The sequence below is a fragment of the Chromohalobacter canadensis genome (genome assembly GCF_029544075.1).
In the GTDB taxonomy this organism is placed as follows: domain Bacteria; phylum Pseudomonadota; class Gammaproteobacteria; order Pseudomonadales; family Halomonadaceae; genus Chromohalobacter; species Chromohalobacter canadensis_A.
Genome location: NZ_JAJQJH010000005.1, coordinates 16316 through 29937, shown reverse-complemented (window position 1 = coordinate 29937; position 13622 = coordinate 16316). Strand labels below are relative to the sequence as shown.

Below are 13622 nucleotides of genomic sequence, written 5' to 3'. Positions count from 1 at the left end.
GAAAACCATGGCACTGCCACGTTTTGGACAACGTCACCTGCACGTCGTCGCCGACCCCGACGACCCGGCCTTCAAGTCGGAGCTGCACCGCAGCGTCATCGAGCGCTTCGAAGACGAAGGCATGGAGCTCGACGCCGAACCCAGCGTGCTTTTCACGCGCCTGGAGGATAGCGTGCGCGACTGGTTGGCCGAGCGCGGCGAGTTCATCCCCGACGACGCCATGCAAACGGTACTGCAATCGCTGTATCACGAAATGACCGGCTACGGCCCGCTGCAGCCGTTGTTACGCGATGACGGCATCACCGACATTCTCATCAACGGGCCGCGTCACGTCTTCGCCGAACGCGAGGGCAAACTCGAGCGCGTTTCCCAGCAGTTTCTCAACGATGCGCATGTGTTGCGCGTAGTGCGCCGCATGCTGGCCCCGCTGGGGCGGCGGCTCGATGAATCCAGCCCCATGGTGGATGCGCGCCTGGAAGATGGCTCGCGCGTCAACGCCATCATTCCGCCGTTGGCGCTGGACGGCCCCTGTGTCTCGATCCGCAAGTTTCGCCATGACGCCATGAGCGCACTGGCGCTGGTCGAACGCGACGCCTTGCCCGCCGCGCTGCTCAGCGAGCTGGAGCAAGCCGTGGAGCGGCGTCGCAACATCCTCATCAGTGGCGCCACCGGCTCGGGCAAGACCACGTTGCTTAACGCCCTGAGCCAATCGATCCCGCCGCACGAGCGCGTCGTCACCATCGAGGACGCCGCCGAGCTTCAACTGCGCAACAACCATATCGTGCGTCTCGAGACGCGTCCGGCCAACAGCGAGGGCGAAGGCGAGATCAGCGCGCGGCAATTGGTGCGCAACTCTCTTCGCATGCGCCCCGACCGGGTGATTCTCGGCGAGAGTCGCGGCGATGAAGTCCTCGATGTGCTGCAGGCCATGAACACCGGCCACCTGGGCTCGATGAGCACGGTACACGCCAACGCGGCGGCGGATGCCCTGGTGCGCCTGCAGATGATGGTGCGCCTGTCGGGCTTCCAAGGCTCGGACACCCTGATCAACCGCATCATCGCCACGGCGCTGGATCTGGTGGTGCACGTCACGCGTGACGTCAACGGCCACCGCCATGTGCTCGAAGTCCAACGCGTCGTCGGGTTCGATAGCGACACTATCCAACTCGAGACGTTGTATCACCGCCACGAAGCGCCCTGGACCCAACTCGCCAGCGCGAGGGTACAGGCATGACGTTTTGGTCAAGCACGAGTCTGTGGTGGTGGATCGCGATGGTCTTGCTGCTGGCCGCCGCTGGGTTGGTATGGACCAGTGCGCGGGCAGCGTCGATGCCGCGCGAGGCGAGTACGCCACGCCGCCAGCGGCGACGCATCGCGCCCAGCGAGTCGTTGCTCGATTGGTCGCTCGACTACCTATTGCGTGCCGGCATTCAGCTGACGCCGCGCCGCCTGGTGATCACCGTCGCCCTGGTGCTGGGCGTACTCGCGGTGATGCTGATACTGCTCGATCAACGCTGGAGCCTCTACTTACTGGCGGGCGTGCTGTTGGGCGGCAACCTGCTATTGAGTTGGCGGGCGAGGCGCCTGCGTTCGCGTCTGCGGGCCCAGTTGCCGGGGTATCTCGAACAACTGCTGCGCGAGCTCTCCGTCGGCGCCAGTCCGGAAAGCGCCTTCAAGCGTCAGATCGCGCGCAGCGCGCCGCCGCTTCGCAACATGCTCGAACGGGTCTGGGCGCGTCGCGAACTAGGGCTCGAACTGCACGAAGGACTGGTTCGCGAGAGCACGCTGCTCAAGCTCAACGAATTGGCGCTGCTGGCGACCGCGCTGGAGGTCAATCAACGCCATGGCGGCAGCCTGCGCGACATCCTGAGCAGCTTCGTCACGCTTTTGCGCCAGCAAGAGCGCGGACGCCGCGAGCTCAAGGCGCTCACTGGTGAAACTCGCTTTACCGCCATGGTACTGGCCGTCATCCCGGTGTTGATCGGCGGCTACATCCTGCTCACCAATCCCGATTTCCTGAGCACCATGTGGCACAGAGCGGACGGTCGCGCGGCGCTATGGCTCGCACTGGGGCTCGAATTGAGCGGCTGCTTCGTGATGTGGCGAATGCTCAAGTCGATTTAAGTAAGGAGGGCGCATGGGCGCAATTCTGCTGTTACTGGCCAGTGGCGCAACATTGATGATTGCCGCCGGAGTTTGTTGGGTCGTGGCGCAGCGCAGCCTGGAACGCCAACCCCCGCAGGCGCCGGATGCCTGGCGCCAGACCGAGTCGTTCTTGCTGCGCAGTGGCAGTGCGTGGCGCATGCATCGGCGCCGACATGCGCGCAGCGCCGAGATAGCCATCGTCCTGCGTCAGGCGGGCTTCATCGGCTCGCGGGCCCAGGCACAACTGCTGGGCGTGCTTGGCACGCTGGCGGCCTGCGCCTGGCTGGTGGGCGCCGCATGGGGCTGGGAGCAGGGTCGGGGCATCTGGGGCAGCCTGTTGCTGGGCATCGCTGCGAGCGCGCTGACCGGCGTGCTGTGCTGGGCGTGGATCAAGAATCGCCGCCGCCGGCGGACTCGTGCCCTGGACGAGGAAGTCGCCCTGGTGCTGCAGGTTACGCGGATGCTTTGGGAGGCTGGCATGACGCTGGAAAGCGTACTGCAAGGCCTGATCCACAACCTGCAAGGCACCGCACCGGAAAGCGTGCGCGAACTGCGCAGCGTGACCCACAAGATCGAAGCCGGCCAAGTCCGCGAGGACGCCCTGGAAGAAGTCGCCGATGTTCAGGCCAGTGAGGGCCTAGGCGACCTTCTCAAGTTGCTGGCACAAGTCTCGTCCAGTGGGGGCGGCGCGCGGGAATCGCTGCGCACGCTGAGCGATTTGTTGCGCGATCGGCGCCGTACGCGCCTGCAAGAAGCCGTCACTCGGCTCTCGGGCAAGATGTCGCTGGTCATGATGGTGTTTCTGTTTCCGGCCCTGCTGATCGTGCTGGCCGGGCCCGCGGTACTCAATCTCGCCGGTGCGCTGGCGACTCTGGGAGGTTAATGATGTCGCATGCAATGTCGTCTGGAGGATGGCAGGCCCTCGTTGGCATCGTCTGCCTGACCGCACTGGGCGGATGCGCCAGCTCGTCGACGCCGAATACCGCCTGGACTCAGCCCCAAGGTGCACAGAGCGCATCGAGTCGCTTGGCAGCGCCCCAGCAGGACGAGGGCGATACCCGGCGTGGCGCCTGCGGCGAGGAAATGACGGCCACCACCGGCATGCAGATCTCGCTGATCCGCCAGATGCTCAATGATGACAAGCCGCGTGCCGCGCTGGCGCATCTCGATGATCTGTCGCTGGACGCAGATCGCTCGTTGGCCGAACCGCGCCTGCTGCGCGGCGAAGCGCTGCGCAAGACGGGCAAGCGCGACAGGGCCGACGAGGTCTACGACACGCTCACCGACACCTGCCTGGCCGCCGACGCCTGGCGTGGCATCGCACGCAACCAGGCCGCGCGGGGAGAGTTGGAAACCGCGTTGGATTCGATGCGGCGTGCGCGCGAGGCGCGTCCCATCGACGCTGCCATTCGCAATGACCTGGGCTATCTGCGCCTGTTGGAAGGCCAGCCCCGGCGAGCGGAAGACGAATTCCTCACCGCTCTGGAACTGAGCCCCGGCTACTCGCGTGCCGCGCGCAACCTGGTCATGGCGCTCTATGCCCAGAACAACGACCGGCAAGCGGAAGGCGTCGCCCAGCGGTACGGAATCGATCAGGAAGACATGGCGTTGTTGCGCCAGACCCGCCTGGCGAAGGTCGAACAGACGGCTACCTCATCGAATTCCACTATTGATACCACCTCGGCATCCACACCCAGCGGCGCTGGCGCGTCGGCGATCACCCATACCCCTATGGAAATGCCAGCCGACTCTGGCGAGCTCGAAATCATCCGGCAATGACGGCGTCTCGCGCCGACGTCGACCGACAGGAGACTTAAATGCCCATCACCACATTGATGACCCCAGATGCACGAGGCCGCGATCAGGGCAAGTGTCTCGGCCGTCTCGCCATGAGTGCGCTCGTCGGTTTGGCGCTGGTCGTGCTGGCGAGCGGCCAACACGCTCACGCCCAGCAAGATACTCGCAACGTCGAAACGACGCGTACGCACGATCTGTCGGGGCATCCCGGCCAGGCGACGCAACGCCTGCTGGAATGGCAGCGCAGCGGACGCGGCGCCTCATCTCACCGTCAGGAACTTGCAGGCCCCGTGCAATCGGCCATCTGGCAGCGCTACGTGGAAAGCTTCGCGCACGAGATCCCCGAGCAGTACATCGACACCCAAGAGTTTGGTAACGAGTGACCATGATGCGTAACGCATCGCCTGTTTCGTGCGGCACCCAGCGCGGCGCCATCGGCCTGCTCGCCATGGGCGTGCTGGGGCTGGTGATTCTGTGCCTGGTACTGGCGTTGGATGTCGGGCGGCTTTATTACGAAAAAGCCAAGCTTCAGAAGCAAGCCGATACCGCCGCCATGGAAGCCGCGGCGGCCTTGGCCAAACCGCCAGACGAAGGCGACGACGCATCGCTCACGATGCTGCAACGCGGCACGGTCGGGATTAATGAAAAAGGGGTCAACGTCTTCACCGCCAGTGATGAGGCGAGCAGCGATGCCGTCAGAGTGACGGTGAGCGAGACGGTACCGACTAGCCTGATCGCCAATATCGAACGGCTGTTCTCCAATTCGGAAGTCGAGGAGACAAGCACGCTGAGCGCCTCGGCCGTGGCACGACGTACCCCGGTTGCTGCCATGGCGTTGGGCACGCAGCTTCTGTCCGTCGACGGTGACAAGGCCTTGTTGGAGCCCGTGCTCTCGGCGCTGGGAGCGAAGAATCTAGACCTCGATCTGGTGGGCTACGAAGGCCTGGCGCAAACCCAGGTGACCCTGCTGGAGCTGGCGCGCGAGTTACCGGGCGTCGGCGTCGACTTATCCGCCGCCAGTATCGATGAAGTCCTCAATGCGACGGTTACGGTCAGTGAATTGGCACAAGCCAGCCTCAACATCCTGCGCAGTGGCGGCAATGACGACGCGCTCGTGGGCATGCAATCCGTCAATGGCGCCATCGGCCTGAGAGACGTGATATCCGCGCTGAATAATTTCACCGGTGGGCTCTCCGGGAATGCGCGGGATGTCTCCGTTCCTCTGGGGGACCTTTTGGCGGTGGATCTCGAATCCCCCCAGCGGGAGAGCGCCTTGTTCGCCGGTATCGGAGTCGGCAATTTGCTCAGCGGCGCATTGCTGGCAGCGAACCAGCAAAGCGGCATTCACATCGACAACCTGGATGCCAACATCGGCGAGTTGGCCGTATTGACCTTTGATCTCAATATTATCGAGCCGCCGCAAATTGCCGTGGGGCCGGTAGGGTGCGAGGCGTACGCAGGCAGTGAATGCAATGAATGGCGTAGCGAAGCGAAAACGGCACAGCTGGAGCTAGATCTAGAAACCGCGGTCGACGTGATCGGCCTGGTAAGGCTGGATGTGGGTCTGGATCTCGATGCCGCCTCGGCGAGAGGCGGTATCGAATTCGTCGTCCCCCAGGGCGATCAGCAATACGACGTGGGCGTCGGCGCTCGGTCGGCGCTGTTGACGAGTACCTTTGACGTCGAACTCAGTTTGTTGAAGTTCGCCGATCTACTGACACTGCGTCTTGAGCAGAACCAGGAGAACCAAACCGTTGCCTCCGGCGATCCTCCTAATGACACGCTGGAGGCTTGGCCCACGAACACGACGCTGCGTTTTGGCGAGGGTATCGGCGGTGTCTCGGGGCTGCTGGGACCGTTGCTTGCAAAGTCGAATATCGAGTTATCACTGCTCGACGATGGAGACGAGCAGTGTAGTGGCCTTCTTGGCTGCCTAGGTCAAGGCATCGAAGATCTGGTTAACGAGACGCTAGGTTCCGTCGGCGACTTGCTGTCGGCGCTGACGGTGGGGCTCGACGATGTGCTCGATACCGTGCTGGCGCCCCTTATCGATCCGCTTCTGAATGGTCTGGGACTGAGCCTCAATGGCGTGGACGCCGAAGTGCTCGGTGTCGGGTACGGCAAAGTCGAACTGATCCGTGTGGGAGATCCCGATGCCTAAGGAAGCGCTGAATAAATCGAGTCGCTTCAAGTACACGCCACGCAGTCGTCAAAACGGTGTCGCAGCCATCGAGTTCGCCATCGTCTTCCCGGTGTTCTTCTTGGTTCTCTATGCCTTGATCGGCTACGCCTTCGTGTTTCTGATTCAAAGTGGCTTGCAGAACCTGGCAAGCGAGACCGCTCGCCAGGCCGCGACGATTAGCACGACGCTGGTAGATGGAAGCGAGGACGACCGCGTTGAAAAGCTTGAAGATCGACTCACTGAGCTAGGCTTAATTCAAACGGAGGGAGGTGACGCAGGAGAAGATGGAAGACAAGATGGCAGGGGCTGGCTCGCTCGCTTCAACACCCGGTTTTGCGAGGACGCCGCTCCCACATTCGATGAAGGAATGTTAACCATATGCTTGCAAGCTGATTTTCCGCTTCCTGTCTTGAATCTATTTGGCATCAGTATCCCAGGCACGCCAGATCCCTTGAAAACGACTGCCAGCATCTTCCTCGACTGAATGACATTAGAGACGTCGGTGACATCAGAGACGTCACCGACGTCTACGCTAAGTAGTAATTCGGGGAAAAGGATGGCGGGTTTCATCTCGACGGCAGGAGGCCGAACGCATGGGAAAGGGCATCAACAAGGTCGGGCCTTGGCTATGGTATCTCCTTGTATTGGCTATCTTGCCTCTGGATAGGGCAGGGGCGGCCGAGGATGATGCGTCGGTGCCGCCTGCGACCGCGTCCAGCGCCATGATCGTGGTGCCCAGCCAGCTTGCACTGCAAAGTGACGCCGCCCTGCTGAGCGATGTACGCGAGTCGCTCACCCGCCGCGTGGGCAAGGACAATCTCAGCATCGAGGTGCTCGGCGCCGACCGCTTCCCACGCGAGACGATGCTGCGACGCTGGCGCGAGACCATGACACATCGCCAGGCCGAGCTCGGCTACGTGCTACTCATGCATGATGCCGCCGTGCGGGCCTATCGCCATCTTTTTATCTCGTCTGAGAACGCTTCCAACTCGCCCGAGAACGCTTCCAGCTCGCCTGAAAATGCGACCGTCGTGGCCTATGACGTACGCGACGGTGAGCTTCGCGACTGGTTGAATGCGCAGGAGATCGTGCATATCGGGCTCGACACCTATGCCGAACGCAGCATGCGCTGGGCACTGGAGGCACGTCGCCCTCAGGAAGGCCCGCTGGCGCTGTGGTACGCCCAGAATGAGAGCCGCGACGCGTTAGCGGCCAGCGCACGCCGGGTGAATTCGCCCCGGCTCAGCGATGCCTGGCTGGCGTTGGCTTCGCCCGATGAAAGCGTGCTGACACGTTTTCGCGCACGTCGCCAACAACAAGGTGAACCGCTGCAAGCCTACCTCTCGGCGCCCTTCACGCAGGATAACCTGGCGCGCGTTCAAGCCTTGGCCGCAGAGGGCTGGCAATTCTGGTGTTACCAGCGCGAGTGGCTCAATCACGGCTGTCTGGGCGGTGTCTTCCCGGTACCCTCGCATATGGCCGATAGCCTGATCGATGCCTTGCTCATGCCCCAAGGCGCACGGGCGCAAAGTGGAGCAGTACTGAAAAATGAGCTGGCACTAGGAGGCACGCGCTTAGTCTCCGCGACTCCCAGCGTGCTGTATAGCGCTCGGGACCAGCTCACGGAAAGCGCGCGAGAAGGCGTGAACTGGCTCGAAGTGCCCGACGCGGTCGTTTCCCAACATCAATGGACCTGGTGGGTCTTCGCCCTGGCGTCGGCCGCGCTGGTCATGGCGGGCCTTGCCATCTGGCTGGCGTGGTGGCGCGAGCGCAAGCAGCGTCTGAAGCGCCAAACTCTGCGCAACGACCGTGTGACCGATCTGCCGGGGCGCGTACTCCTCGAACGACACTTGCAACGCTTTATGGACGATGCCTACGCCGTCTCGCTTTATTATCTAGCGTTCGATGCCTTGCGCCATCTGCGCGCTCAGTTCGGGGTCGAATGCGCCGACCTGGCGGCTCAGGGCATCGCCGAGCGCCTGCGCAATACCTGCGGCGGCGTGTGCTATCCGGCGCGTCTCTCGGACGATGTCTTCGTGGTCATGGCCTCCGGAGCGCAAAACCCCCTGGACATGGCTGCGCGTTATCAGGAAATGCTCCACTCGCCTATCGAGGTTCATGGTGTGCCGCATCGGCTCGAACCACGCATTGGGGTTGCCGTATCGCCCGAGCACGGCAGGACGCCCATGGCGCTGTTACAAGCCGCACAGGATGCCGCTGATCAGGTGCTAGCCAGCGCCGGGGCCGAGCCGCAGCTATTCGAGCTCGACCTGCTCAAGACATCCGAGCGTCGGCGTTTCCTGGCGGAGACGTTGGCCGATGCCCTGGAGCAGGAGGCGCCGTTCTTCGAGCTGTATCTACAACCCCAATATCGTCTCGCTAATCGGCAACTGGCGGGCGCCGAGGCCTTGATTCGTTGGCAGCACGACACCTTCGGCACTATCTCGCCCAGTGAATTCATTCCTGTGGCCGAAGCTAGCCACCAGATCGTGCCGCTAGACGAAAAAGTGTTCGACACCATGCTCGCCTGGTTGGCGCGTCACGAACTGCCGCATACGCAGAGCCTGGTATGGGCGGTCAATCTGTCGATACGGCATTTCGACGACCACCGATTCACCGACTGGCTGCTGGAACGCTGCCAGTATTACGGCGTTCCCCCGCAATGTATCGAGCTCGAGGTCACCGAGCACGTCGCCACGCAGGACCTTAGCCAAGTGCGTCAAGTCATGCGCACCTTGCGTCTGCACGGCTTTGGGCTGGTATTGGATGACTTCGGAGCCGGCTATACTTCGCTGCGTTTTTTAAAGGAATTGCCGTTCACCAAGGTTAAGCTCGATAAAGTCTATATCGACACCATCGCCGAGGATGAGCGCAGCCAATTGCTGGTTAAAGGCATTATCGATCTGGCGCGGGGACTAGGCTTGACTGTCGTTGCCGAAGGGATAGAAACTCAGGAACAGATGGATGTCTTGCGCGGGTTGGGTTGTCCCATTGGTCAGGGCTACCTGCTAGGGCGACCTAGACCCGTCGAATCTTTCCTGTGGCGGCTGTCACAGCGTCAAGAAACGTTGCCAGCGCGTTCCGCGCGCACGCGCTAGATTGTGCGGTAGCCCGGTGAGCGCTGAGCATATAAAAATCGCAGGGATTGAACTTCGCAGATTTGGCATCATCTATAGTGCTGGGCCGAGTCAACGCTAAGCGATTCAGACATCGCCTATTCAGAGAGACCGTTTTTCCCGCGTTACCTATCCGCGTGACTCGTTGCCGTACGTGAGCGTCTCCGGTACACCTTACCGAAGCCGTGCTATTACGCTTTTGAACCGTTATATCGTGATTTCAATATTTCCATGAAAAACAATCGTCAAGCCTCGTCACGCCATATGGATGAGCGTGAAAAGCTCCGCAAGTTTCGTGAACTCGATGACGCCTTCGCCACGGCTCTCAAGGAGCTCGATGGCGGCGGGGCAAGCAATGAAGATGCCGCGCCCCAAGAGCCACCGTTCGAGGAACGCCTTCGGGCATTGATGCAGGAATACGGTCAATCCAGCCAAAGCGTCGCCACGCTGATGCGCACCATCGTCGAGCTAGGTCACTCGTCACGCGGGGCGCAGTGACATATCGCTCGGGGCGCGCCACTGGCGCGCTGTGAAGATACGACGAGAAAGTGTTGACAGCGACCCCATAAAGGTCCAAAGTGCGTTCAGTAGGTTAGCAAGTGGCATACCGTCAGTAGTAATCGATGTCTTCGAGAGCCTGGTGTATCGCTAATTTGTTTTACCCACTGCAACTCGGGTAAATACCCGGCAATTGAAAGCGCAATGCGTGTAAAGGATATCGAAAATGGCAACTGGTACAGTTAAGTGGTTCAACGACGCTAAAGGTTTCGGCTTTATTTCTCCGGACGACGGCGGCGACGACCTCTTTGCCCACTTCTCCGAAATTCAGGCTGAAGGCTTCAAGTCTCTGCAGGACGGTCAAAAGGTCTCTTTTGACGTCACTCAGGGCAAGAAAGGCCTTCAGGCGTCTAACATCAAGCCCGAGTAACTTCGCGTTTGATTCGAAGCTGCAAAGCTTCGCATAACAGGGCCCGCCTCGGCGGGCCCTGTTGCGTTTGGGGCAAGCAACCCTAAACGCTTTCTGCTATCCATACGCTTTGCGCCGCCCATTCGCTCCGGGCTATTCGGCCATGGTGGGGGGGCGATCAACGGCTGCTCGGCAGTGCTTCCAGCCACCGACGAATACGCTTTTGATGCCAGCGACGCGATAGGCGCTGCGTATCGAACGAAGTTGGCACGATCAGGCAATCATTATCCTCCTCGTTAGGATCGAGCTCGCTCTTCTCGAGCATGAAGCTCCGGTACGCGCCCAGCGGGCGATTCTCGCTACCATAGATCGCGATCAGTCGGATCTCCAGCATCCTCAACTTTTCACCTTCGAGGGTCAGCGTGTTCCGGTCGATATCCAGCGCGTTCCCGTCGGTGACGTGATCGATGATTTCTCTGAACGAGCACACCTGATGGTAGTCACCCGAGGCGAGTGGACCTTGGCGCGTGGCATGCTGCTCGCCACGGCCCTCTCCGCTATCGTCAGACCGCGTGTAATCGGTCAAGTCGCAGTTATATGTGTTTTTGGATGTGTGCAATACCCCCATAACATTCGTGACGAAGATCGCCTCAGAGCTCATGTTGCTGATCAGGCACATGCCATCCGGCGACTTGCTGCGGCCACGGTTGATGAGGATGCGCGGCCGCCGCTGTCGCGCAAAGCCCAGGTAAAGGAGCTGCGCGTAGAACAGCCACACGCCCAAGGTGCAGAAACTCGCGATCGCGCTCAGCGCACCGCTATTATTGTTGAGCCACTCGAGCATTCCTTGCTCTCCTTATAGATGGTAAGCAAACGGTATTGCTTGGAAAAAGAAAAACGCTGCCTGACAGTATCGTCCGGCAGCGTTCGACTGTAGCGAGTCTAGCAAAAAGCCACTGACTACGCTGAATAGGTGGTGCTGGCTACGCTGAATAGGTGGCGCTGGTCTTCCTGACCACGAACCGCGTCCTGGCGGGCGCCTAACTCGGGATCGCTCGTCACAAACGATGACTGCGACCTTTGTGGCCGCCTTATATGCCGGCCTGTGTCGTTCGGGTCAGGTGGTGCTATGAGGCTAAGCGCTTTCATGCACTCAGAGCAAAAGAAAATTCGTAACGTATTTAACACCGATATTTAGTATTGTTAATGAGATGTAAGAACACGCAAGAAGGCTGCATCTTAACGTAATAAATGGAGTCGGGTTAAAAAGTGTTATGAACACAGCCTTTGCCTCCAATCTGCGCGAGGTCAACGGGGCGCTGGGCGATCTCGGCACCTTGCTGCCGTTGATGCTGGGGAGCATCGCCATCGGTGGGCTAGCGCCCGTGCCGGTAGTGCTGGGATTTGCCGTCTTTTATCTAGGCACGGCGTTGTACTATCGTCTGCCCATCCCCGTGCAGCCCATGAAGGCCGTGGCGGCCGTCATATTGACGGCGGGCATGTCGCCGCTGGAACTGGCCATCGCCGGGGCAACGATCGGCGTGGTTTTATTGATCCTGGGGCTGACCGGCTGGATCGCGCGCCTCAACCGCTTGATCCCGCAATCCGTATTGGCCGGGCTGCAACTGGGGTTGGGGGCGCTGTTGGCCTTGACCAGCCTCACGCTGATGGCCGAGCAAGCCTGGATAGGCATTGCCACGCTCAGCGTGCTGTTGATAGCGATGCGCTTTCCGCGCTGGCCCTCCGTGGTGCTCGCGTTATTGACGGCCTGGGGGCTGGGGCATTTTCAGGCCGCGAGCGCGCCACTCATCGACACCGGCACCGCGTGGTTTCCCGCGCTGGCGAGCTGGCCGGACATGCAAAGCATCGAACGTGCCATGTCGATGCTGGTGTTGCCGCAACTCTCATTGACCGTCACCAACGCCATCGTATTGACCACGCTCGTCGCCGGCGATTACTTCGGAGAGCGCGCCACGCATGTCACGCCAGCGCGTTTGTCGATCTCCACTGGACTAGCGAATCTCGTCCTCACGCCGATGGGGGCCTTGCCGATGTGTCACGGCGCCGGAGGCCTGGCCGCACATTACCGCTTCGGCGCACGCACCGGTACCGCGCCACTACTACTGGGAGGCTTATTGCTGGCCGTGGCATGTTTGCCACCGCAGTGGGGGCTGGGGTTGCTTGCGGGTATTCCCAGTGCGGGATTGGGCGCCTTGCTGCTCGTCGCCGCTTGGCAGCTTGCCATCACCAAGCGACTGTTCGACAGCAAGCCCTCATGCTGGCCGGTGATCGCCGCGACCGCCGCGGTGACGGTCGCGCTGGATCCTTTCTGGGGGCTCATCGCCGGCGGCATCGCCGAAGGCGTGCGGATCAGTTGGTGTCGCCATCGTCACGCTTGAGGCGCTTCACCCAGCGCTGCTTGGCGTAGCGGCGCAGGTTCTCGACGTTGTCCGTCTCATCGACGATGTCTTGGCCGAGGATCGTCTCGATGACATCCTCCAGCGTGATCAAGCCCACCCAGGTGCCATGCTCGTCGTACACCACGCGCATGTGGCCGTGGTCCTTGAGCATTGCGGTGAAGACATGCTCGACGTTATCCGTCTCGTGCAGCGCCTCGATAGGGTGCATTAGTGCCTTCATGGTCTGCTCATCCTCGGCGTGATAAGTATCCGCCTTATGGATGTAGCCAATCGCCTGTTCACCGCCGTCCATCACCGGAAAGCGCGTGAACTGCATCTTGCCGAACTGTTCGTCGAACTCCGCGACGCTGAGATCCGGCGGCACTGAAACGCACACCGTGCGCGGCGTCATCACGCTTTTCACGCGGATCTCGTGCAGATTGAGGATATTGACGATAGCCCGCGTTTCGTCGCTATCCAGCGCCTTCTCGTCCAGGCCGATGCGCGCCAGCGCCTTGATCTCCCCACGCATGTCGACATCGTGCTCCGACTTGCCGATACGGTTGGTGATCCGCTCGGAAAGCCAGATGAACGGCGTCAGAACAAAGATCATCACCCGCAGAATCGGCGGCAGCAGCGGGGCGAGGGCACGCCAGTAGCTCGCACCGATGGTCTTGGGAATGATCTCCGAAACGACCAGGATCGCCAGCGTCATCACCGCCGAGGCAATCGCCACGTGGGAATCGCCGAAGACCACCGCCACCTGCGCGCCCACGCCCGTCGCGCCCACGGTATGCGCGATGGTATTAAGCGTGAGGATCGCCGCCAGCGGACGGTCGATGTTGGACTTCAACCTGGAAAGGGAAGCATGCAGCTTCGGGCGATCATCCTTCAACTGCGCAATGTAACTCGGGGTCAGCGACAGCAGCGCCGCCTCGAGGATGGAACACAGAAATGAAAACCCGATGGAAAGCAGGGCAAAGGCCGCAAGGAGGACCATGAAGACTCTTGGTTGAGAATGGAGCGCTCATTTATCCAGTCCCGAAGAAGGCTGTCAATCCATGCGTGAGGCGTTT

Annotated in this window: 13 protein-coding genes; 11 read left to right on the top strand and 2 right to left on the bottom strand. The window is 61.1% G+C overall.

What is annotated here, in order from left to right; translation table 11 throughout:
• Positions 1 to 7 precede the first annotated feature (7 nt).
• The 10 genes from LUN51_RS08670 to LUN51_RS08625 all read left to right on the top strand — a co-directional run bounded on the left by LUN51_RS08670 (position 8) and on the right by LUN51_RS08625 (position 10168).
• A complete protein-coding gene (locus LUN51_RS08670) occupies positions 8 to 1234 on the top strand; it encodes a CpaF family protein (protein WP_277810946.1) in 1227 nt (408 codons plus the stop codon).
• Positions 1231 to 2124: a type II secretion system F family protein gene (locus tag LUN51_RS08665; protein ID WP_277810945.1), complete on the top strand. Its 894-nt coding sequence runs from the start codon at positions 1231 to 1233 to the stop codon at positions 2122 to 2124. Before LUN51_RS08670 ends, LUN51_RS08665 begins: the two co-directional genes overlap by 4 nt.
• A gap of 13 nt (positions 2125 to 2137) precedes the next feature.
• Positions 2138 to 3028: a type II secretion system F family protein gene (locus tag LUN51_RS08660; protein WP_277810944.1), complete on the top strand. Its 891-nt coding sequence runs from the start codon at positions 2138 to 2140 to the stop codon at positions 3026 to 3028.
• A gap of 2 nt (positions 3029 to 3030) precedes the next feature.
• On the top strand, positions 3031 to 3924 hold the full coding sequence (locus tag LUN51_RS08655; RefSeq protein WP_277810943.1) for a tetratricopeptide repeat protein: 894 nt from the start codon (positions 3031 to 3033) through the stop codon (positions 3922 to 3924).
• 38 nt (positions 3925 to 3962) lie between these two features.
• Positions 3963 to 4325 (top strand): DUF3613 domain-containing protein, encoded by a 363-nt coding sequence (locus LUN51_RS08650; protein WP_277810942.1) that lies wholly within the window; start codon positions 3963 to 3965, stop codon positions 4323 to 4325.
• 2 nt (positions 4326 to 4327) lie between these two features.
• A complete protein-coding gene (locus tag LUN51_RS08645) occupies positions 4328 to 6103 on the top strand; it encodes a TadG family pilus assembly protein (RefSeq protein WP_277810941.1) in 1776 nt (591 codons plus the stop codon).
• Positions 6096 to 6608 (top strand): TadE/TadG family type IV pilus assembly protein, encoded by a 513-nt coding sequence (locus LUN51_RS08640; RefSeq protein ID WP_277810940.1) that lies wholly within the window; start codon positions 6096 to 6098, stop codon positions 6606 to 6608. The genes LUN51_RS08645 and LUN51_RS08640 overlap by 8 nt, the downstream gene beginning before the upstream one ends.
• A 109-nt stretch (positions 6609 to 6717) precedes the next feature.
• Positions 6718 to 9222 (top strand): putative bifunctional diguanylate cyclase/phosphodiesterase, encoded by a 2505-nt coding sequence (locus LUN51_RS08635; protein ID WP_277810939.1) that lies wholly within the window; start codon positions 6718 to 6720, stop codon positions 9220 to 9222.
• Positions 9223 to 9471: 249 nt separating this feature from the next.
• Positions 9472 to 9738, top strand: a complete 267-nt coding sequence (locus tag LUN51_RS08630; protein WP_245798134.1) for a hypothetical protein — start codon at positions 9472 to 9474, stop codon at positions 9736 to 9738.
• 226 nt (positions 9739 to 9964) lie between these two features.
• Positions 9965 to 10168, top strand: a complete 204-nt coding sequence (locus LUN51_RS08625; protein ID WP_040243594.1) for a cold-shock protein — start codon at positions 9965 to 9967, stop codon at positions 10166 to 10168.
• 157 nt (positions 10169 to 10325) lie between these two features.
• Here LUN51_RS08625 and LUN51_RS08620 read toward each other — a convergent pair whose 3' ends face one another.
• Complete coding sequence (locus LUN51_RS08620; protein WP_277810938.1) at positions 10326 to 10991, bottom strand: hypothetical protein; 666 nt, start codon at positions 10989 to 10991, stop codon at positions 10326 to 10328.
• A 430-nt stretch (positions 10992 to 11421) separates the two neighbouring features.
• On the opposite strand from LUN51_RS08620, the gene LUN51_RS08615 reads away from it, so the two are divergent.
• Positions 11422 to 12546 (top strand): putative sulfate/molybdate transporter, encoded by a 1125-nt coding sequence (locus LUN51_RS08615; protein WP_277810937.1) that lies wholly within the window; start codon positions 11422 to 11424, stop codon positions 12544 to 12546.
• Here LUN51_RS08615 and LUN51_RS08610 read toward each other — a convergent pair.
• Complete coding sequence (locus tag LUN51_RS08610) at positions 12518 to 13546, bottom strand: CNNM domain-containing protein (protein WP_277810936.1); 1029 nt, start codon at positions 13544 to 13546, stop codon at positions 12518 to 12520. The two genes, LUN51_RS08615 and LUN51_RS08610, sit on opposite strands and share 29 nt — an antisense overlap.
• Positions 13547 to 13622: the final 76 nt, after the last annotated feature.